The organism is Syntrophus buswellii (assembly GCF_046097065.1).
Lineage (GTDB): Bacteria > Desulfobacterota > Syntrophia > Syntrophales > Syntrophaceae > Syntrophus > Syntrophus buswellii.
On record NZ_CP175563.1, the window covers coordinates 2,483,002 to 2,503,912 of the forward strand.

Sequence of the window (20,911 nt, forward strand, 5' to 3'; positions counted from 1 at the left end):
GGGCATTTGAACCTTCGAGGAGATCTTCATGGAAATCATTAAATCGGAAACCCATTTTAATTTCGTCGCCATGATGAAAATGGCCGCCATAGCCTCCCTGGTCTATATCCTGATCGGAATCGGTTCCATCTTCTGGCATGGAGGCCTGAATTTCGGAATCGATTTTGCGGGAGGGACCTTGATCCAGATCCGGTTCAGCGGAGAGACCTCTGTCGAAAAGCTCCGGCAGGTCTTCAAATCCATCGGCCTGGAAAACAGCATCATCCAGGAGTTCGGACCGCATGAAATGGTGGTGAGAATCCCGGTTACGAATGTGGATCTCAAGGGGCTCTCCGGCCAGGTTGAAAACGCCCTCCAGGGAGCCTACGGCCAGGGTGCCACGGAGATTCGCAGGCTGGAATCCGTGGGGCCGAAAGTCGGCCGGGATCTGACGCGGAAGGCCCTGCTGGCCATCATCTTCTCATGGATCGGCATTCTCGTTTATGTGGGCTTTCGCTTCGAATTCCGTTATGCCCTGGGCGGGATCATCGCCCTCATTCACGATGTCCTGGTTACGATCGGAACCCTTTCCCTGTTGAACAAGGAGTTCGATCTGAACATCGTCGCAGCCATGCTCACGATCATCGGTTATTCCATCAACGACACCATCGTCATTTTTGACCGGATCCGTGAAAATACTCGGAAAAACATGAAGATGCCCCTTATGGACGTGATCAATCTCAGCGTGAATCAGACCCTGAGCCGAACCATTCTGACCTCCTTCACGGTGCTGATCGTCCTGGTGGTCCTGTTCTTCTTCGGCGGTTCAGTCATCCACGACTTTGCCTTCACGCTGCTGGTAGGCTGTCTTGCCGGAGTTTACTCGACTGTTTTTATTGCCAGCCCCATCGTGCTGGCCTTTGAAAGGATCCGGCCCTCCCGGATGAAAGGTAAGAAATAGGGTTGCCGCCTCTGGAAACCGCCGGATGGTCGCTTTTCTTCGCCGTCCTGATTGTCGGCCTGTATGCCAACATCTACGGACTGCCGGGGACCGTGCTCATCTTTATCGACGTCCTGGTCTACGCTTCGGTTACAGGCTTCTGCACGATCGGAAAGGCATTGCTTGTTTCCCTTCTTGCCATCGCTCTCCTGGCTGAGGGCCTGGAGCTGATTCTTTATGCCGCCGGCGCGTCCCGCTTCTCCGTCTCGAAAAAGGGTATCGCCGTTTCGGTCCTCGGCAGCGTGGCCGGGGCGCTCCTGTTGACCCGTTATCTCTACGGTCTGGGAACCCTGGCTGGAATCTTTCTCGGCGGGTTCCTGGGGATTCTGCTCATGGAGCTGATGCACCAGATGCAGCTGAGGCCCTCCATGCGCAGGACGAAAGGCTCGATTCTGGGACGGTCCGCAGGGACTCTGACAAAGGGGGGGCTGGCCCTGTCGATGATGGTCCTGGCTCTGATGAGCATTTACTCCTAGAAAACCCAAGGATATCTCTATGGCAAAAAGGAAATCAAAATTTCGGGAATACGCCGAGGCCATTGTTATTGCCCTGATCATCGCCTTCTTCATCCGGACCTTCGTGATCCAGGCGTATAAAATCCCCTCCGGATCGATGAAACCGACCCTTCTGGTGGGCGATCATATCCTCGTCAACAAATTTCTCTACGGGATCAAGGTCCCCCACTTCCGCAACACCATCTTCCCCATCAATGAACCGCAGAGGGGGGACGTCGTGGTTTTCATTTATCCGGAAGACCGGAGCAAAGACTTCATCAAGCGGGTGATTGCCGTCAGCGGTGACACGGTGGAAATCCGCAACAAGAAGATTTACCTCAACGGAAAGCTTTATAAGGACGGCAAGGGGGTTTATGTCGATTCGTTCATCCTTCCAGGGTCTCTTCAGCCCCGGGACAATTTCGGACCCGTGACCGTTCCCCCCTCCTCCCTCTTCGTGATGGGTGACAATCGGGATCAGAGCTATGACAGCCGCTTCTGGGGATTCGTAGACCTGAAGGACGTTCTCGGAAAAGCCATCGTCATCTACTGGTCATGGGACCGGGAAAATCGCGGCGTGCGCTGGGATCGGCTGGGTGATCTTCTCCATTAGGGAGGCCGCTTTCAGAGGACGGCAGCCAGCACCGTGGCCAGGGACAGAACAATCAGCACGGCAACGGTCAGCCAGGAAATGAGATTCATGACGGTTCCGTTGGTGTGCTCCCCCATGATTTTCCTGTCGTTGACAAGCAGGAGGATGAAGATCAGGATCACGGGAAGCAGAAGCCCGTTGACCACCTGGGTATAGTACATGATGGGAATCAACGGAACATTCGGCAACAGGATAATCCCCGCCCCCAGGATGATCATGATGGAATAGAGCCCGTAGAACTGCGGCGCTTCGAGAAACTTGCGGTTCAGGCTCGATTCCCAGCCAAAGGCTTCGCAGATCGTGTAGGCCGTGGACAACGGCAGGATGGAGGCGGCAAACAGCGAGGCGTTCAAAAGGCCGAAGGCAAACAGACCGGAACAGTAAGTTCCTGCCATCGGCTTCAAAGCCAGGGCCGCGTCCTTGGCCGTTTCGACCCGGATCCCCGCCTGGTAGAGCGTGATGGCGCAGAGCATGATGATGAAGAAGGCCACCACGTTGACCATCACGGAACCGACCACCACATCCAGGCGGGTATAGGGGTAGTCCTCGACCTGCAGCCCCTTGTCGACCACGGAAGACTGGAGATAGAACTGCATCCAGGGCGCAATGGTCGTCCCCACGATACCCACCGCCATGGTCAGATATCCGGCGTCGAAACGCAGAGAAGGCGTCACGGTCGCACGCCCGATTTCTCCCCAGTCAGGGTTTGCCGTGAAGCCGGAAATGATGTACGAAAAGTAGAAGACGCAGGCGGTGAGAAAAACCTTTTCCACGGACTTGTAGCTGCCCTTAACCACCAGCCACCAGACAAAAGCGGCACCGAAGGTCACCGACAGATATTTGCTCAAGCCGAAGATCTCCATGCTGGCCGCCAAACCGGCAAACTCGGCAACCGTATTGCCCAGGTTGGTCAGAAAAAGGACAATCATGAGATAGAAGGTGATTCTGGCACCGAATCGCTCGCGGATGAGGTCGGACAGCCCTTTTCCGGAAACAACGCCCATCCGGGCGCCCATCTCCTGAATGATGACAAGGGCGACCGTTATGGGAATCAGAAGCCACAGGAGGGAAAGGCCGTAATGGGCTCCGGCCAGGGAGTAGGTCGTGATTCCGCCTGCATCGTTGTCCACGTTGGAGGTGATGATCCCCGGCCCGACAAAGGCAAGCAGAACTCCGAGAGACTTCCAGAATCTCTTCGAGGAAATGGCGTGGAATCGATCGCGGATTGATCCGAGAAAACCGTCACCGGGCATAGGTGGCCACCATCGTCTTTCATCGCCTTATTTCCCCAGTCTTGGTGCAACCACTTCGAGCAGATCCTTGAACATGATGACCCCCTGCAGCCTCATCTGATCATCCACCACCGGGATGGCCATGATGCCGTACTTGGCAAAATCGCTGGCAATCGAATCTTTGTCCTCATCAAGCTCGACCGTGACGACCCGTCGGAACATCAGGTCTGAAAGGCAGGTCTCCGGCAGGGCGACCAGCAGCTCTCTGAGACTCAAAAGCCCCAGGAGGTGCTCCTCTTCATCGACAACATACAGGTAATAGACAAAATCCAGATCTTCGGCCTCCCGGTGGACCACCTGAAGGGCCTCCATAACCGTCGTCTGCGGCAGGAAGCTCAGGTAGGCCGTCGTCATGAGCCCCCCGGCCGTTTCCTCAGGGTGGGCAAGAAGCTCCTTGACATCATCGGCAATGTCCTGCTCCATGGCCTCGAGAATGTCTTCCGCCTTGTCCCTGGGAAGATCCGCCAGCAGGTCCGCCGCATCACTCAGGGACATTTCCTCGATAATATCGCTGGCCTGTTCAACGTCCATATTCTCGATCAGGGTGACCTGGATCTTCGGATCCGTTTCCTCCAGCGTTTCCGCCGCGGTTTCCACATCCAGGGACTGGAAAACCGCCGTGCGCTGGCGGATATCGAGCTCTTCGATAATGTCGGCGATATCCGCCGGGTGAAGCTGGGCTAACCGGCTTTCTGCAACGTTCAGGCGCAGAAGGCCCGGTGAAGACAGCGGCTGGACAAACTGCCAGGAGATGAACTGATCGGGCAGGTCGTATTCAAAAAGCCCCTTCAGGAGATAATCCGTCACCTTTTCCAGGCCGACCCGCCGCATGAGGCCCCGGAAGCCCACATCCACATGGATCAGGTAAAGGCCTCCCCGGGCCATGAGGAACTGGAGATCATTGACCCGCCGCACCTTGGCGCCATTGGTGTCAACAATCTGCTTATCCAGGAGGCTTTCCTTCAGCCAGATCTCCTCCGCCTCCGTCCCCCCTTCCCAGGAGGTGTCCGCTTCCCGGGTGTCAACCACGAAGCATCCGTTCACTTCGACAAGATTCCGCCAGGGCATGATCACCGGCGTCCCGCGGTGGTCCGGCTTCACCAGGACACCGCTTACGGAGGGATAAGGTTCACCAAGAGGGACCACCACATCAAGGATCTGGCCCAGGGGCCGCCCCTTGACATCAATCATTTTTTTCCTCAGGATCTGGCTCAAAAACAAAAAAACCTGAGGTTCGTATTCAGCCGCCATACATTTTCCCTCCAGGTGCAGTGCGTATAACATTATTGACCGGTAAAAAAAAGATTTTTCCCCCGGACGGCCTTCCCTTTTATGGCATCCTGAAAACGGCGGTCTTAACTCTCCGAAATCACATTGCGGCTTGACAGAACAGGAATATTCTACTAGAAGCATCTCCAATAGGAACAGTGAGCATGAGGCAAGGAATGACCCTGGTAACAATCGGCTTTCATACAGAGAGACCAGCCTTCTCAATTTACGGGAAGGTTTTTTTTTGCCGAACGATAGTCGTTACAGAAACACTGCGGGAAATCCCGGTCTTCGGCTTTTTTCTATGATGCGGCAGCAGAAATCCAGGAAAGGAATCCGGGAAAATGCAAAAGAAACTGGTCATGGATGCAGCGGAGATCGACCGATCGCTGACTCGCATCGCCTATGAGATCCTCGAAAAGAATAAGGGCGTAACCGATCTGGTTCTGGTGGGCATTCGGACGGGAGGCGTTTTTCTCGCAGAACGTCTTCAGAAAAAAATCTTCGACATTGAAGGGGTTAAAGTCCCTTCGTGCATCCTGGATATCACGATGTACCGTGACGATCTGCTTTCAGCTCACAGGAAGCCCAGGATCATGAAGACGGAGATTCCCTTCAGCCTGGATAAGAAGAAGGCCATCCTCGTTGACGACGTTCTCTTCACGGGAAGGACCATCCGGGCCGCCATGGATGCCCTCATCGATTTTGGACGCCCTCAATCGATCCAGCTTGCCGTCCTGATCGACCGCGGGCATCGTGAACTTCCCATAAGGGCTGATTTCGTCGGGGCGAATCTTCCCTCTTTCCTCTGGGAGGAAATCAGCGTCAACCTGATTGAGAAGAACGGTCGTGATGAAGTGGTCGTCGAGGACAGCAACTAGAGGAAATGCCGGCAGAAAATTAACCCGTTCGTCTATGGAAATCAGGAGTTGTACCATGAAGTGGGAACGTAAGGATCTTCTGGGGATCAAGGACCTATCCGGGGAGGAAATATCCCTGATTCTCGACACGGCGGAGTCTTTTCTCGAGGTATCCACGCGTGACATCAAAAAGGTGCCGACTCTCCGCGGTAAAACGATCATCAATTTTTTTGTCGAGGCCAGTACCCGGACCCGCACCTCCTTTGAAATCGCCGGCAAGCGCCTGAGCGCCGACACCATCAATATCTCGGCCTCCACGAGCAGTCTGGTCAAGGGGGAAACCCTGGCGGATACAGCAAGGAACCTCGAAGCCATGAATCCGGACGTGATCGTGATCCGCCACAGCTGCGCCGGAGCGCCTCACATGCTGGCCCGGCTGGTCAGACAGTCCATCATCAATGCCGGCGACGGTGCCCATGAGCACCCCACCCAGGCGCTGCTCGACATGATGACGATACGGAGCCGCAAGGGCACCCTCTCCGGGTTGAACGTGACCATCGTCGGCGACATCGCCCACAGCCGCGTCGCCCGTTCCAACATCTACGGATTGAACAAAATGGGGGCCCATCTGACTGTGGCAGGCCCCGCCACCATGATGCCGAGGGACATCCGGGAACTGGGGGTCAAGGTATCCTTTCGCCTGGAGGAGGCCCTTCAAGACGCGGATGTGGTCATGATGCTCCGGATTCAGACGGAGCGGGAACAGCGGAGCGTCTTTCCCTCCCTTCGGGAATATTCCGCGTTTTACTGCCTGAACGGGGACAACATCCAACGGGCCAGACCGGATGTCCTGGTCATGCACCCTGGTCCCGTCAATCGCGGCGTGGAGATCTCTCCCGAAATAGCCGACGGGGCGAACTCCGTCATTCTGGAACAGGTCACCAACGGGGTCGCCGTCCGGATGGCCCTTCTTTATCTTCTGACAGGAGCCATAGAATGAGCATACTGCTGAAAGGAGGCAGAGTCGTCGACCCCTCCCGGAATCTCGATGGTGTAAAAGATATCCTCATCGAGGAAGGAAAGATTGCCGCCATCGCGGATTCCATGGACGACACCACCGGAGAAACACGCGTTGTGCACCTTGAGGGCAAAGTCGTTCTGCCCGGCCTTGTGGACATGCACACCCATCTGCGGGAACCCGGGTATGAATACAAGGAAACCATCCGCTCAGGCAGCGAAGCGGCTGCGGCCGGGGGATTTACTTCAATCGCCTGCATGCCGAACACCGACCCCGTCAACGACAGCCGGGCCGTGACGGAATACATCGTGAAGCGGGCCGGGGAGTGCAACCTTGTCCATGTCTATCCCGTAGCCGCCATCTCCCTCAGGTCCGAGGGAAGGACCCTTGCAGAATTCGGCGATTTGAAAGAGGCCGGCGCGGTCGCCTTTTCCGACGACGGAAAGCCCGTCGTGGACAGCGGCCTCATGAGACGGGCCCTGGAATATGCCTCTTCGCTGGGCCTGGTGATTATCCCCCACTGCGAAGATCTTTCGCTGTCTGCCGGCGGCCTCATGAACGAGGGGCGGATCTCCACGGAGCTGGGGCTTCCCGGCATCCCCACTCTGGCCGAAGAGGTGATGATCGCCCGCGACCTTCTTCTCGCCGAATATACCGGGGCGGCCCTGCACATCTCCCATGTGAGCTCCGCCGGATCCGTACGGATGATCCGCAACGCCAAAGCACGGGGAATCCCGGTCACGGCGGAAACAGCGCCCCACTATTTCACCCTGACGGACGAAGCCCTTCGGGATTTTGACCCCTCCTTCAAGGTCAATCCCCCCCTGAGGAGCCCCCTGGATCGGAAGGCCATCCGGGAAGGACTGCGGGACGGCACCCTCGATGTGATCGCCACGGACCATGCGCCCCATGCCGCCACCGACAAGGAGGTGGAATTTGAATATGCCGCCAGCGGCATCTCCGGCCTTGAAACGGCGCTTGCCCTGAGCCTCAGGCTCGTCGATGACGGGCTTTTGACCCTTTCGGAACTGGTCCGGAAGATGAGCACCAATCCGGCCAAGATCCTGAACATCCCGGGGGGAGCGCTCCTTCCGGGAGCCGACGCGGACATTACGGTCTTCGATCCCGACAGGAGCTGGATCGTCGACCCCCTCAGCTGGCGTTCAAAAGGGAAAAATTCCCCCTTCTTCGGCTGGACGCTAAAGGGGAAAGTGCTCATGACCCTGGTGAAAGGGAGAGTCGTTTATTCGGAAGATTAGGAGGCGGCCCGCCCGAAGCCGGCAGCGTCCTCTTTGAATGTTCAGACATGAATGCTCGAGCCACTCACAAAACCGAGGGAATCGTTCTGAAGGCGCTGAACTACGGCGACTCGGATCTGATTGTGACCTTCTACACCCGGGATTTCGGAAAGCTGACCGCCATCGCCAAGGGGGCGAGAAACAGCCGTAAACGGTTTGTCAATGTTCTTGAGCCCTTCTGCTGTTCCTCCCTCCTTTTCGCCCGGAAGCAGCGGGATCAGCTGGCCTGGCTGGAAAGCTGCCACCGGCTCAATGAATATCCTCAAATCCGCAAATCCCTGGACCGAACCCTTCTTGCCTCGTATCTCATCGATCTCGTCGATCATTTCTCTTCAGAGGAGAAAACGGATCCGGAACTCTTCCTGCATCTGCAGACCTTTCTGTCGCTTATTGAAGAGGGGGACACCTCGGAACGACTTCTGCGCTTCTTCGAGATCCGTCACCTGAAGCTTTCCGGTTTCGCACCGGCGCTTGACCGCTGCATCCTGTGCAACTCGCCCCTGGATTCGCGGCAGCAGTACGTGTTCAGCATCGCCCAGGGCGGCCTGCATTGCCGGTCCTGCTTTTCCAAATCGCCGGATTCCAACATCCTGCCGGTTTCCCTCGGCACCATCAAGACCCTCCTTCTCGGGAAGGAAATCGAAGCGGGAAAGATGAAGCGGATCCTGTTCTCGGGGCAGACCGCCCGGGAAAGCAAGTCGCTCCTCTCCCTCTTTATCGGCCATATCCTCGGAAAGGAGCTGAAGTCCCTCAAGGTTCTTGACGAAATCCAGTCAATGGGCGTGTAAACCCGGTCCCGGATCACACGTGACCGCCGGAGGCAAAGCGCGGCAGCACGCCGGCGCCCGGAGAGGCAGGCCAGGGGTCCGATCCGGTCGCCGAAGGAGAACGTTCCCGGCGGCGGAATCGGGTAGCGCGGCTTTTTCGTGTTGACACGAAGACCTCATCATGTTAGGTAGCCGCCGGAACTTCTTAAAAATAATGGGAATATGCAATAAAGCACAGGAGGCACAAGGTGACTTTTCAGGAACTGATCTTTGCCCTTGAACACTATTGGGCGAATCAGGGCTGCGTGATTCAGCAGCCCTACGATATCGAAGTGGGTGCAGGGACCTTCAATCCCGCCACCTTCCTGCGGGCCCTGGGTCCGGAACCCTGGAATGTGGCCTACGTGGAGCCGTCCCGCCGGCCGACGGACGGCCGTTACGGCGAAAACCCGAACCGCCTGCAGCACTACTACCAGTATCAGGTCATCATGAAGCCCTCGCCCCTGAACATCCAGGATCTCTACCTGGACTCTCTCCGTAGCTTCGGCATCGATCCGCTGGATCATGACATCCGCTTTGTGGAAGACGATTGGGAATCACCCACCGTTGGGGCCTGGGGCCTGGGCTGGGAAGTCTGGCTGGACGGCATGGAGATCTCTCAGTTCACCTATTTCCAGCAGGTGGGCGGCATCGATGTGAAGCCCGTCTGCGCTGAGCTGACCTACGGCATTGAACGCATCGCCATGTATATCCAGGGGATCGACAATGTCTATGATCTACAATGGAGTGAGAACATCAAATATGGAGATGTTCATCACCAGGGCGAAGTGGAATTCTCCACCTACAACTTCGAAATTGCCGACGTGGACATGCTGAGAAAACTCTTCGATGCCTATGAAGCGGAAGCCATCCGGACGGCGGAGAAGGACCTGGTTCTTCCCGCTTACGACTACTGCCTCAAATGCTCGCACACCTTCAACCTCCTCAACGCCCGCGGAGCGATCAGTGTGGCCGAACGGACCAGCTACATCGGAAGAGTCCGAAACCTGGCCAGGCTTTCCGCCGAAGGATACATCCGTCAGCGGGAGCGCATGGGATTTCCCCTGCTGAACAGAGCAGAAGCCTAGAGCCGGGGTCTGGTTTCGAACAAATCCAACACGACGCTTTTTGAAAAGCAATCCATAACGATGAAAAGATGGGAGAGTCAGATGAGCAACGAACTGCTGCTGGAGATAGGGACGGAGGAAATTCCTGCCGCCTTTATTCCCAAGGCGCTGAACGACATGAGTTCACTGATCCGCAAAGCGCTGACCGATGAACGGATTTCATACGGAACGATCCGGACCTTCGGAACCCCCCGACGGCTCTGTCTGGCCGTGGCCGATGTGGCCGAGAGGCAGGAGGATCAGCTGATTGAAAAGCTCGGCCCCGCAAAAAGGGTCTCCTTTGATTCCGAGGGAAATCCCACCAAGGCGGCCCTGGGCTTTGCAAAGGGGCAGGGCGTCGACATCTCGGAAGTCGGCACCCTGTCGACCGACAAGGGGGAATACCTCTGCATCCGCAAACACATTTCCGGCCAGGACAGCGCTTCCCTGCTTCCGGAAATCCTATCCAGGCTGGTGGCGTCTCTTTCCTTCAAAAAGTCCATGCGGTGGGGAGACCTGGACTTCCGTTTCGCCCGCCCGATCCACTGGATTCTTGCCCTGTACGGCGGCGCCGTGGTCCCCTTCCGGATTGAAACCATTGAGAGCGGAAACCTGTCCCGGGGACACCGGTTCATGAAGCCCGAGGCATTCCCCGTCTCCAACCTGTCCGAATATCTCGAAGGGACACGGGACCATTTTGTAATGGTCGATCCCGGGGAGCGCAAGCGGATCATTCTCGAGGAGGCGCGCAAAGCCGCAGCCGCCGTATCCGGCCGCATCCTGGAAAACGGCGATCTGCTGGAAACGGTGACGTACCTCGTGGAGTACCCCACCGTTGTCTGCGGCAGCTTTGACCGGAAATACCTGGACCTTCCCGGGGAGGTCCTGACCACCTCCATGATGTCCCATCAGAAATATTTCCCCGTCGTCGATTCGGCGGGTCAGCTGCTGCCCTATTTCATCACGGTCAACAATACCCTGGCCCGGGACCCCGCCGTTGTAAAGCGGGGGAATGAAAAAGTCATCCGGGCGAGGTTGTCCGATGCCCAGTTCTTCTTTGAGGAAGATCAGAAAACGCCCCTTGAGGACCGCGTCGAGGGGCTCCAGCAGGTCGTCTTCCACACACTGCTGGGTACATCCTACGAAAAGGTTCAGCGTTTTCGAAAACTTGCGGCCTATATCGCCGAGCGCATCGGCCCCTCCCTGAAAGACCGGGTGGATCGCGCATCCCTGCTGGCCAAGGCCGACCTGGACACCCAGATGGTTGGCGAATTTTCAGAACTTCAGGGGATCATGGGACGAGAGTACGCCCTGCTGGCCGGTGAAGATCCCGCCGTGGCCAAGGCGATCTATGAGCATTACCTCCCGCTCACCGCCGGAGGAAATCTTCCTGAAACCCATGAAGGCGCCATCGTCAGCATAGCGGACAAAATGGACACCATTGCCGGGTTCTTCGGCGTCCGCCTGGTTCCCACCGGCACGGCGGATCCCTATGCCCTGCGCCGCCAGGCGCTGGGCATCATCAACATCATCCTTGAAAAGCGGTATCCCCTTATGCTGGAGGACCTGGTGAGTACAAGCCTGGCCATCCTGGATGGAAAGATGACGCGCCCGGCGGAAGAAACGGCGAAGGATGTCCTGGAGTTCTTCCGGGGGCGGCTCGAAAATATGCTGATTTCCCAGGGTCACCCCCAGGACGTCGTCAGCGCCGTTCTTGCCGCGGGATTCTCCGACCTCGTTCAGGTCATCCAGAAGATTGAAGCCATGGAAACCTTCAAAACGCATCCCGCTTACGAACCGCTGGCAATCGCCTTCAAGCGGGCCGGAAACATCCTGAAGGAATTCGGAAAGGGCCGCATCGAACCGTCACTGTTCAACCTGGAAGAGGAGATCCTGCTGCATTCGACCTTTATTGAAACCCGCGATAAAGTTCTCCAGGCTTTGCAGAAGGAGGATTATCCTGCCGCACTTCTGGAACTCGCCGCCCTGCGCGAGCCGATCGACCGGTTCTTCGGATCAGTGATGGTCATGGTGGAGGAGGAAGCCATCCGCTTCAATCGGCTGTCGCTTCTGGAGGCTCTTTTTTCCCTCTTCCGCCGCATTGCCGACTTCTCGAAAATCGTGACGGCATCCTGAAAAAAATCGGGGCGCGTCGAACGGTTTTCCTTCAACGCGCCCCGGTGCATCCTACCTCTTCACCACCAGGACCGGGCGGACGGCCTTGCGGATCACCGCTTCGGAGACCGACCCCAGCAGCATTTCCTCTACGTTGCTTCTGCCGTGAGACCCGATCACGATCAGGGAAACGTCCTCTTCCTGCGCTGTTTTGAGAATTGTCTTAAAGGGATTCCCCTTTACGATCTTCAACCTGGCCTCCAGCCCTCTTTCCCTCAATTCTTCCAGAATCTTGTTGCCCCTCTCATCGGCGGCCTTCCTCAGTTCGTTCTCAATGGCTGCAAAGTCAATGGCAATTTCGTGTGACGTCAGAACGAGGGACCTTTCGTCAATCACATGAAGGACGATGGCCTCTTTTGCGCCTGCGTCCTTGAGCTGCTTGACGTAACGAACGGCTTTCATGGATACATCAGAAAAATCGGTGGGGTACAATATGCGCTCAAACATGATCTTCTCCTCCTTTTTTGATGGCAATGACAACCTTTCTTCAGACGCCCTCTGCGCCTCCTCCTTAACGCTTGATCACCAGAACCGGCTGGACAGCTTTACGGATCACCTTTTCAGAAACGGAGCCCAGCAGCATTTCCTCCAGGTTGCTTTTTCCGTGAGATCCGATCACGATGAGGGAAGCCTTTTCCTCCTGCGCTGTTCTGAGAATTTCCAGAAAAGGAACTCCATTTTTTACAATGAACTTGGCGGAGAGCCCCCCTTCCCGTAACTGCTCCACAATTTTATTGCACTCCTCGTCGGCAATCCGTCTCAGCTCATCCTGCAAGGCAATAAAATCGATGCCGCTCAGAACATCCGGCGCCAGCAGAGTCCTTTCATCGATTACATGCAGAACCGTAACCTCTCTTGTGCCCGCGTCCTTCAACTGTTTGACATAATTTACGGCTTTCATCGACACATCGGAAAAATCAGTGGGGTACAGAATGCGATCAAACATGGCCTTCCCTCCTTTTTTGTGTGACGTTATCGCGTTCATCGTTTCTGCCCGATATCCTGCCGCCGTCCTCAACGCTTCCGCCCGGCCTTCAAAAAATCACCCAAAGCTTCTCTTGTTCCAGACCCGGGTATTTTAAAATGGTCACAACGAAAAACGGCAACCTGCTTTTCCGCTCCCTCAATAAAGGGATCTCTTCAGTCCCTGATGCTCCGTCCCGAGAGCATGGCAGAATCTTCCGGAAAAGAGGGAACAGGATCAATGGCCAAGGCCGCCGGGCGAAGAGGAAATCAACGCGCTTTTTGATCTCCGCCAAAATGTCCGGAAGGGGCTTCACAGGCATAAAGGACTGAAATACTATATCATTTTATACGCTTCTTCTTCGTGAAATTCAAGGCGATATTGCCGGGGGAGGATCTTGGGCGGGTCGGCGTCGTGGCAAAGGAGCGCCTTGACCTGTCTGTCTTGGCCTTCCATCTTGACCGTTCCGTGTCATGGAATCAAAAACAGGGCTTCCGGAAATGTTCATTCCGCTTTCGGTGATTCTGCAGCCGGCTTGCAAACAGACGGATTTTTATCCGAAATGGGCAGCGATGGAACCATTGCGGCCGAGGAGGGGGTGCTTTCCGCCCAATACCCGGAGAACCAACGGGCTAAAAGAGAAAAACGGCAACGGCGACGACGGTGGTGTGCCCCCCGTTCTTGACGATGCTGGACTGGGTGATGTTTCTCGTGCCGACGATCTTTCCGCTGATCTTAAAGATTTCTTTTTTGTCATCCCAGCTTTCATCGATGTTGAAGTCAATCCCGAGGGTGGAGGCCAGCATGGCCGCGGCAAGATCCTCCGCGTGATCGCCTGCCTGGCGTTCCGTCTGGCCGAAGGCATGATATTCACTGATATAACCATAGGTATTGCGGTCGGCGGGAATGGCGCAGCCCACGGAAGCGGCCAGCAGGCGTCTGGGCTCGTCACTGTTGCAGCGGCTCATGACACAGTAGGTGATCGCCCCCGGCTTCAGCTCCCTTAACCCCATCCCCCGGGAAACAACCTTGCAGCCGGGAGGCAGGATGCTTGACACCTGAACGAGATTGCACTTTTCAATGCCGGCATCCCGCAGGGCCAATTCGAAGGAGTGCAGCTCTTCCCGGTGCGTCCCGACACCTTTGGTAAAAAATATTTTTTTCGGCACAAGGCTGTTCACGTTGATCCACTCCTTACCGTACTGTTTTCCTGAGCCCCGCCAGGGGCACATTCTGCGATGGGTCAACATGCCCCCGCAGCCGTTCCCCGGGTTCCTAACCAAATCCGTGGGCGGACTAACACATCATTAACGATATGTCCAGCATTATGTTATTTTCGTGGAAATAAATTATTAGTTTATATTTTCAAACAGTTGCAATAGCTCATCCCTTCCCGGCTTCATCACCGAAGAAGCGGAGTTCAAAAATTCCGTCCTTGTAATACAGGTAGGAAAAATGACGGATCCAGTCCCCCAGGGTGATGGAATATCCTCTGCGGCTCCCGATGGAATACTCCTTCATCAGGGGCTGGTGGCAATGTCCAAGAATCACGGCGTCAAAGCCCTGCCGGATTTTACGCTCGGCATAGCCGTGCAGAATCTCCGTGAGCCTTTCTTCGGAGAATCGGACGGACTGTTTGCTTGCCGCTGAACTGGCGCCGGCTATCTTCCAGAGCAGGGGCAGCGGCAGGAGGCGCTGGAGCCGGTAGGCCGGGGAACTCCGCAACAGTTTCCGGAGGCGCAGGTATTTCAGGTTCTCCCGATCCACCGTGTCGCCATGTGAAAAAAGGACCCTGCAGTCATCCAGCATCAATGTGCCCCATTCGGGAAAGACTTCCATGCCCAGCAGTCTTGTAAAATAATCGGCCAGGAAAAAGTCGTGGTTTCCTTCTGCGAAATGGACGCGAATTCCCCGATCGCGGATTGCCGTCAACGCCTTTATGACGGGTACGAATTCAGGGTAAACCCTCCCGCCCCGGCAAAACCAGAAATCAAAAAAATCCCCACCGATATAGAGATCGTCCACGGGGATCAGCGGATGGCTCCCCGATGAGGTCTCCAGGGGATGCTCACTATGGACGGTGGAAACCAGATTATCCAGAAACACCATCAGTTTCCGATAATGATCATCATGGCTGCTTTTCAGATGCGCATCAGCAATAAAGAGGGCTTTCATGAATGCCGAAGGTTCCTTCCGCCTGGTGCGTTTTCGATTGTTGAGCCTCTGGGGTGCCGGAGGGGCTTTTCATTAGCATAAAGGATCACCTGGAAAAAGGTGATTTTTTTTAGTCTCTGGAAGCAGATGGGGGCTGATGGCGAAGTTTCGGGAAGAGTCGGGTTTGCTGTCTGCGGGCTCCCCTGCTGCAGGACAGTCAGGGGAGCCCTGCCGCATGAGCGCACCTGGCCGTTCGGCTACAGCGAAGGAAAACACCGTTGAAACGCCGCACCGGTCCTCCCCCGCTGCGGAAACGGAGAATTCAGGCCGGCAGCTTACATGCGGTGCTTCCGCCGGGCAAAACGAATTTATCTCAAGGCATTGTAAATGAGCGCCGAAATCTCGAAGGCCGTCTGCGGACCCCGAAGGATTGCAATGCCCTCCTCGCGGGCCTTGTCGATGACGCTCTGCTCCACCTGAAGGCTTCGGGGAATCACAATGGCGACCACATCCTTCAGTTTGGCGACCCCGAGGATGTTGATATGCCTCTGCATGGTGATCCAGACGGAGTCTTCTTCAATGTTTGCAATGGCATCGGACAGGAGATCCGATGTGTAACCGGTTCGAATCTCCCGGTCCATGTTGATGTCACCTGTTATTGCTTCACAACGAATGTTCCCGATCAACTCGGCAAGGGTCATTTTTCTTATCTCTCCCATAGGTTTTTCGATGCCGCCGGCGAAATCATCAAGCAGGCCGGGGTTGCTTTTATGCGCCTTCCTTCTTTTCCGGATGATCCGCCGCCATGGAGGGCGGAACGATACGGGCCAGGTAGAGAATTTCCTGGGCCAGGATCTTGATGCGATCTCTCAATTTGATTACGCAATCCGTTTCAAAGGCTGTTCCCCGGATGATGTCCTCAGCCAGCGCCCGGCAGCTCGGACAGCCGCAGGCACCGCAGTCGAGTCCGGGAAGCTCTTTTGTAATTTGATCAAGGCGCTCCATCTTCACGAGCGCCATGGCCACGTCCTCGTCCAGGGTCATAATGGGACGGGGCAGGATCGGCTCCGTGGATTCGAAGTGTCCTTTCCCGTACATGTCACGAAGCTCTTCCTCGCTGTAGTAGGATGGCTGTCCGCCCGCACGGGCGATCAGGCCCCTCAGGTGGACTCTCCCGACAAAGCTGTTCTGGATGTTCAGGGGGCCGCCCACACATCCTGCATCGCAAACCTTCATCTCGATGAAATCGACATCCTGCAGTTCACCGCGCTCTATTTCTTCAAGAAGACTCATGACATTCTGAACCCCGCTTACCGCCAGCGTGGTTCCGACTTCGATGCTCTGCGGTTCTCCGGTCAGGTATCCCCAGGACATGCCTTTTTTGGTCGCCTTATGGAGACTGCGCTGTTGTGCCTGTGCTTCCTGATCGACCGGCCCTTTGTGGAGATTTTTAATGATGTCCCGGTAGATGAGGTGGGCACCGATTACACCGTTGACAGCGGAATGCTTCGTTGTGATGGGCTGCCTCGCCTCCGTCACCTTTGCGGGGCACGGTGAAATAAAGATGGCGCCGATCTCGTCATAGGCGATCCCGGTCTTCTTTACCGCCTCATCCTTGGCAATGCGTGCAGCAATCTCCATCGGAGAGAGGACCTGGGTTGTCTGCTCCAGAAGGCCGGGAAACTTGATCTGCATCAGGCGGAGAACGGCGGGACAGGAGGTGGAAAAGATGGGTTTCTTTATCTTTGAGCTCCGGAGTTTCTGGCTGACGATGTAAGCGACGATTTCAGCGGCAAGGGAAACTTCAAATACCTCATCGAAACCGATGTGCAGAAAGGCCTGAAGAATGTCTTCAATGTTCTCGCCCTCTTTAAACTGCCCGAAAAATGACGGATCCGGCAATGCGATGTTGTACTTATACTCGGAAAGCTTTTTGAGCGTGTCGCTGTGGGCATACTTGGCATGGTGGGGGCATGACTTGATGCATTCTCCACAGTCGATGCACCTCTCATCCATAATGGCGGCTTTCCCGTCATGCACCCGGATCGCTTCCGTTGGGCAGTGCTTGATACAGATGGTGCATCCGATACATTTTTTGACGTTGAGCTTCACGGAATGAAAATACTGCATCATAGCACCTCCACCCCTAAGGACTGGGCACAGAATTCAAATAAACGGTGGCTCTCAGAAGGGTCCCTTCATTGATCTTCGATTCAACGGACAGGTCATCTGAGTTCTTTTTGATATTGGGAAGCCCCATCCCGGCGCCGAAGCCCATCTCCCGTATTTCGTCAGAGGCTGTGGAAAATCCCTCCGACATGGCCAGCTCAATATCGGGAATTCCGGCCCCTTCATCCGCCGTCTTAACGTAGATGGCCACCGGGTCAACATGGACTTCAAGCTGCCCATGGCTTCCGTGGATCGCGACATTCATGGCCGCTTCGTAGATAATGATGGCTACCCGCCTGATGATATCCTGGCCTAAGCCCAGCTGCTGCAATATTTTTTTTACGCGCGATGCAGACTCTCCGGCCATGAAGAAATCCTTTTCTTCTATGGGAAATTCCAGGGTAATCTGGGGAGTGGAAGCATCGCTGGCCGCCATAGGTCCGTCAATCCCCGCTGACCAGGTTCAGATCTTCCTGGTGAACACCCTTTATAAAAAGTCGGCCGCAGCATTCATAAATCAGAAGAGATGTCGAGAGGATAGGAATCCCATTCTGCTGGGCATTGACGATGATCGTCTCATTGGGCTTCTTCCCGCCGGCAAAGACCACGCCACTGGCGTCCATGACATGGGCCGTGTGAACGACATGGGCATTGAGCAGCGATGTGACGAGGAGCGAGCCGGGTTTGAGATGAAGGAGCATTTCGCTGATGAGGTCGCAGGCGAAACAGTCCTTTACCTCATGGTCAAGGCAGTCATCTCCGCAAAGCAACTGCGCTTCAATAATTTCCTGTATATCCCTTATTCTCATGTACGATATCCCGCAGAAGCTTGTTTTGGCAACCAATCCGAACCCGGGGTGAAGGCTGTGCCGCACTTCCCCCCGAGCAGAGATCATGCACCATACATTACCCTTATTTTCAATGTAACGGCTATAGAGCATTATGAATCTCTTGTCAATCATTGTCCGCACAACGCAGGGTTCTACTGTCCTGAACGCTTTTTTTTTCAGCAAAGCCCGCGGCGGAAAACGGGTGGGGAAGTTTCCGTGCCCATCGAACTGCGGGACCGGATGGACAGCAGAATGCCTGTAGAGAAAACAGTAGAATAAGCAAGCACTTCAGGCTTCCGTTAATTAGTGATTGATTTGTTGATTCCTTTTCAATTATTAATCATAAAATGATGACTAAACAATTGACTAAACCGGGAATTGATAGTAAAAAAGCCCACCAAGGTGTGGACCGCCTTTTTTGTTCGTTCTCAGTGCGCCCTGCCCCGGGGATAACAGGGAAAGCTCACGGGGACTTCCGCCGATGATCCGGGAGTTCCGCTGCGATTTTCACGTTCATACGTGCCTTTCACCGTGCGCTGATCTTGATATGTATCCCCGGGCCATCGTAGCCATGTCCCTTGCAAAACGCCTCGATATCATTGCCATTTGCGACCACAACGCATCGGAAAACGTTCTCTATGTCATGAAGGCTGCGGAAACAACGGGGCTGACCGTCTTTGCAGGCATGGAAATCACGAGCAGCGAAGAGGTTCACGTTCTCGGGCTCTTTGATAAGATGGAAAATCTGCTTTCACTGCAGGAACTTGTCTACCGCCACCTGCCCGGACAAAACGACGAGAAATACTTCGGATGCCAGGCCATCGTCAACGAACATGACGAAGTGGAAGGGCTGAGCGACCGGCTCCTGATCGGATCGACAGAGCTTTCTCTTCAGCGGGTTGTGGACGAAATCCACAACCGGAACGGGGTCGCCATAGCCGCCCACATCGACAGGGAAAGCTTCAGCATCCTGGGGCAGCTCGGATTCATCCCCAAAGACATCCCGCTCGACGCCCTTGAAATATCAAGCCGCACAGGAATTGCCAAGGCGCGTCTCCTTTATCCAGAGCTCGCACGGTTTGCCTTCATAGAATCTTCGGATTCCCATGTGATCGGCGACATCGGGAGGGGAATCACCAGGGCGTTCATGAAAGAACCAACGACATCGGAATTGAAAATGGCCTTCAAGAAGACGGGAGGCCGCTACATCGCGGAGTAGGATCTTGCTGGAACTGGCACTTCATATTCTGGACATCGTCGAAAATTCAATCCGCGCGGGGGCCGGCCTGGTCCGCATCCAGGTCCGGGAAGACGAGGCCAGGGATCTTTTTCTGCTGCGGATCACCGATAACGGACATGGCATGTCGCCGGAAGAGCAGAGAAAGGCGATGGATCCATTCTATTCGACAAAGAAGGTGAGAAGGATAGGGATGGGGCTCCCTCTTCTGTCCGACGCGGCGGAACGGTCGGGGGGCAAAATGATTTTGAAATCGAGGCCCGGGGTGGGAACAGCAATTTCAGCAGAGTTCGGGCATCGGCACATCGACCGTCAACCCATGGGCGACATTGTTTCGGTCCTGATGGCGATCATCGTGGGCAATCCCGGCATCGACTTTATTTACAGGCACGAAGTGCAGGGCAGGATCTACCTGCTCGACACCAGAAACATAAAAGAAGCATTAGAGGATGTTCCGCTGAATCATCCTGAAGTTACAGCTTTCCTCCGTGAGCAGATTGCGGAGGGGCTGCGGGACATTGGTGCAGCGGTGTAATTTCCCCTGAGAGAGGAGAGGTTTCATGGAGAACGGCAACAGCGAATTACTTCAAGAGTTTACAGAAGAACAGGTGGTAAAGCTGGACGAGATCATCGCCCGCTTCAAAGGAAAGCCAGGGGGGCTGATTCCCTGCCTGGAAGAGGCCCAGGTGGTCCTGGAGTATCTCCCGCTCCCGGTCCAGAAAAGAATTTCAGAGGGACTAAACGTGCCGTTGTCCCAGGTTTACGGCGTTGTAACATTCTATTCCTTCTTTACGATGACTCCGCGGGGCCGTCACACGGTGCGGGTCTGCCTGGGAACGGCCTGCTACTGCCGCGGCGGGAAGGCCCTAGCGGAAAACATGGAGAGAGAGTTCAATCTTGCGGAAGGGGAAACGACGGAAGACAGGCGTTTTACCTATGAGACGGTCCGTTGCCTCGGTGCCTGCGGTCTTGCTCCGGTCATCGTGGTGGATGAAAATGTTCACGGACGGATCAAAGCGCAGAAGATGAAAACGGTTCTGGATGAGTACGAATAACAACCGGGCCTGATGGATTCAAGGCAGTGGATATCGGGCACGAAGGAACGCACGGAACGTTCCACCCCTTTCCCTGACACCTTCAATCCGGGAGCTATGAGAAAGAGGTAAACAAAATGGCGAAGTTGAAGATTGAAGATCTGAAGAAGATCAAAGAGAAAGTTCAGTCCCAGACAGCTTTGAGAGAGGGCGGGCACCGGGCCAAAGTCACCGTTCACATGGGTACCTGCGGCATCGCGTCAGGCGCCCGTGAAGTCCTTGACGCCCTGATGCGCGAGATGGAAGAAACCGGCGTGTCGGACGTTATCGTCACCACATCGGGCTGCATGGGGTTGTGCAGCCGGGAGCCCCTGGTCACCGTGGAACTGGCAGGCAAGGAACCCATCAAATACGAAAAGATGAATGAAAACAAGATGCGGCAGGTTTTCAAACGCCACGTCATGGAAGGTGAAATTCAGACACCCTTTGTCCTCGCAAAAGGCGCCGAGATCGTCCGGTAGGGGGACGGGGACGGTTGTCCCCAATTGTGGATTCCATTTACAGAGGAGGATAA

Annotated in this window: 23 protein-coding genes; 13 read left to right on the top strand and 10 right to left on the bottom strand. The window is 55.4% G+C overall.

Annotated elements, in window-relative coordinates:
- The first annotated feature begins 28 nt into the window (after nt 1-28).
- The 3 genes from secF to lepB are packed head-to-tail and all read left to right on the top strand — an operon-like array spanning nt 29 to nt 2,086.
- A complete protein-coding gene (gene secF / locus ACJ77P_RS11340; protein ID WP_367359767.1) occupies nt 29-940 on the top strand; it encodes a protein translocase subunit SecF in 912 nt (303 codons plus the stop codon).
- Between the two features lie 2 nt (nt 941-942).
- Nucleotides 943-1,455: a DUF456 domain-containing protein gene (locus tag ACJ77P_RS11345; protein WP_367359768.1), complete on the top strand. Its 513-nt coding sequence runs from the start codon at nt 943-945 to the stop codon at nt 1,453-1,455.
- A 19-nt stretch (nt 1,456-1,474) separates the two neighbouring features.
- On the top strand, nt 1,475-2,086 hold the full coding sequence (gene lepB, locus ACJ77P_RS11350) for a signal peptidase I (protein WP_367359769.1): 612 nt from the start codon (nt 1,475-1,477) through the stop codon (nt 2,084-2,086).
- Between the two features lie 11 nt (nt 2,087-2,097).
- On the opposite strand, the gene ACJ77P_RS11355 is transcribed toward lepB, so the two are convergent.
- Together ACJ77P_RS11355 and ACJ77P_RS11360 are read right to left on the bottom strand one after the other, a co-directional pair.
- Complete coding sequence (locus ACJ77P_RS11355; protein WP_408998285.1) at nt 2,098-3,378, bottom strand: Nramp family divalent metal transporter; 1,281 nt, start codon at nt 3,376-3,378, stop codon at nt 2,098-2,100.
- Between the two features lie 27 nt (nt 3,379-3,405).
- Complete coding sequence (locus tag ACJ77P_RS11360; protein ID WP_367359771.1) at nt 3,406-4,608, bottom strand: magnesium transporter MgtE N-terminal domain-containing protein; 1,203 nt, start codon at nt 4,606-4,608, stop codon at nt 3,406-3,408.
- 422 nt (nt 4,609-5,030) lie between these two features.
- Here ACJ77P_RS11360 and pyrR point away from each other — a divergent pair, with 422 nt between their 5' ends.
- The 6 genes from pyrR to glyS all read left to right on the top strand — a co-directional run bounded on the left by pyrR (nt 5,031) and on the right by glyS (nt 11,910).
- Nucleotides 5,031-5,567, top strand: coding sequence for a bifunctional pyr operon transcriptional regulator/uracil phosphoribosyltransferase PyrR (gene pyrR / locus ACJ77P_RS11365; RefSeq protein ID WP_367359772.1), 537 nt, complete (start codon nt 5,031-5,033; stop codon nt 5,565-5,567).
- A gap of 55 nt (nt 5,568-5,622) precedes the next feature.
- Nucleotides 5,623-6,546: an aspartate carbamoyltransferase catalytic subunit gene (locus tag ACJ77P_RS11370; RefSeq protein ID WP_367359773.1), complete on the top strand. Its 924-nt coding sequence runs from the start codon at nt 5,623-5,625 to the stop codon at nt 6,544-6,546.
- On the top strand, nt 6,543-7,823 hold the full coding sequence (locus tag ACJ77P_RS11375; RefSeq protein ID WP_408998286.1) for a dihydroorotase: 1,281 nt from the start codon (nt 6,543-6,545) through the stop codon (nt 7,821-7,823). The genes ACJ77P_RS11370 and ACJ77P_RS11375 overlap by 4 nt, the downstream gene beginning before the upstream one ends.
- A gap of 47 nt (nt 7,824-7,870) precedes the next feature.
- On the top strand, nt 7,871-8,650 hold the full coding sequence (gene recO / locus ACJ77P_RS11380; protein ID WP_367359775.1) for a DNA repair protein RecO: 780 nt from the start codon (nt 7,871-7,873) through the stop codon (nt 8,648-8,650).
- 227 nt (nt 8,651-8,877) lie between these two features.
- Nucleotides 8,878-9,756, top strand: a complete 879-nt coding sequence (gene glyQ, locus ACJ77P_RS11385) for a glycine--tRNA ligase subunit alpha (protein ID WP_367359776.1) — start codon at nt 8,878-8,880, stop codon at nt 9,754-9,756.
- Nucleotides 9,757-9,837: 81 nt separating this feature from the next.
- Nucleotides 9,838-11,910, top strand: coding sequence for a glycine--tRNA ligase subunit beta (glyS, locus tag ACJ77P_RS11390; protein ID WP_408998287.1), 2,073 nt, complete (start codon nt 9,838-9,840; stop codon nt 11,908-11,910).
- A 51-nt stretch (nt 11,911-11,961) separates the two neighbouring features.
- Here glyS and ACJ77P_RS11395 read toward each other — a convergent pair whose 3' ends face one another.
- The 8 genes from ACJ77P_RS11395 to ACJ77P_RS11430 form a co-directional block, all read right to left on the bottom strand.
- Nucleotides 11,962-12,396 carry a universal stress protein gene (locus tag ACJ77P_RS11395; protein WP_367359778.1) on the bottom strand — a complete coding sequence of 145 codons (435 nt, stop codon included), beginning with the start codon at nt 12,394-12,396 and terminating at the stop codon, nt 11,962-11,964.
- Between the two features lie 64 nt (nt 12,397-12,460).
- Nucleotides 12,461-12,895: a universal stress protein gene (locus ACJ77P_RS11400; RefSeq protein ID WP_367359779.1), complete on the bottom strand. Its 435-nt coding sequence runs from the start codon at nt 12,893-12,895 to the stop codon at nt 12,461-12,463.
- A gap of 650 nt (nt 12,896-13,545) precedes the next feature.
- Complete coding sequence (locus tag ACJ77P_RS11405) at nt 13,546-14,094, bottom strand: pyruvoyl-dependent arginine decarboxylase (protein ID WP_408998288.1); 549 nt, start codon at nt 14,092-14,094, stop codon at nt 13,546-13,548.
- 202 nt (nt 14,095-14,296) lie between these two features.
- Nucleotides 14,297-15,088: a UDP-2,3-diacylglucosamine diphosphatase gene (locus ACJ77P_RS11410; RefSeq protein ID WP_408998289.1), complete on the bottom strand. Its 792-nt coding sequence runs from the start codon at nt 15,086-15,088 to the stop codon at nt 14,297-14,299.
- A 347-nt stretch (nt 15,089-15,435) separates the two neighbouring features.
- Entirely contained in the window at nt 15,436-15,768 is a 333-nt protein-coding gene (locus ACJ77P_RS11415) for a serine kinase (RefSeq protein ID WP_408998290.1), read from the bottom strand.
- A 67-nt stretch (nt 15,769-15,835) separates the two neighbouring features.
- On the bottom strand, nt 15,836-17,200 hold the full coding sequence (locus ACJ77P_RS11420) for a [Fe-Fe] hydrogenase large subunit C-terminal domain-containing protein (RefSeq protein ID WP_408998291.1): 1,365 nt from the start codon (nt 17,198-17,200) through the stop codon (nt 15,836-15,838).
- A 13-nt stretch (nt 17,201-17,213) separates the two neighbouring features.
- Entirely contained in the window at nt 17,214-17,672 is a 459-nt protein-coding gene (locus tag ACJ77P_RS11425) for an ATP-binding protein (protein WP_408998292.1), read from the bottom strand.
- A 7-nt stretch (nt 17,673-17,679) separates the two neighbouring features.
- On the bottom strand, nt 17,680-18,045 hold the full coding sequence (locus ACJ77P_RS11430; RefSeq protein ID WP_367359784.1) for a DRTGG domain-containing protein: 366 nt from the start codon (nt 18,043-18,045) through the stop codon (nt 17,680-17,682).
- Between the two features lie 502 nt (nt 18,046-18,547).
- Here ACJ77P_RS11430 and ACJ77P_RS11435 point away from each other — a divergent pair.
- The 4 genes from ACJ77P_RS11435 to ACJ77P_RS11450 all read left to right on the top strand — a co-directional run bounded on the left by ACJ77P_RS11435 (nt 18,548) and on the right by ACJ77P_RS11450 (nt 20,858).
- Nucleotides 18,548-19,285: a PHP domain-containing protein gene (locus ACJ77P_RS11435; RefSeq protein WP_408998293.1), complete on the top strand. Its 738-nt coding sequence runs from the start codon at nt 18,548-18,550 to the stop codon at nt 19,283-19,285.
- A 4-nt stretch (nt 19,286-19,289) separates the two neighbouring features.
- Nucleotides 19,290-19,838, top strand: a complete 549-nt coding sequence (locus tag ACJ77P_RS11440; RefSeq protein WP_367359786.1) for a sensor histidine kinase — start codon at nt 19,290-19,292, stop codon at nt 19,836-19,838.
- 25 nt (nt 19,839-19,863) lie between these two features.
- Nucleotides 19,864-20,358 carry an NAD(P)H-dependent oxidoreductase subunit E gene (locus ACJ77P_RS11445; protein ID WP_367359787.1) on the top strand — a complete coding sequence of 165 codons (495 nt, stop codon included), beginning with the start codon at nt 19,864-19,866 and terminating at the stop codon, nt 20,356-20,358.
- Between the two features lie 116 nt (nt 20,359-20,474).
- Nucleotides 20,475-20,858, top strand: coding sequence for a ferredoxin (locus ACJ77P_RS11450; RefSeq protein WP_367359788.1), 384 nt, complete (start codon nt 20,475-20,477; stop codon nt 20,856-20,858).
- Nucleotides 20,859-20,911: the final 53 nt, after the last annotated feature.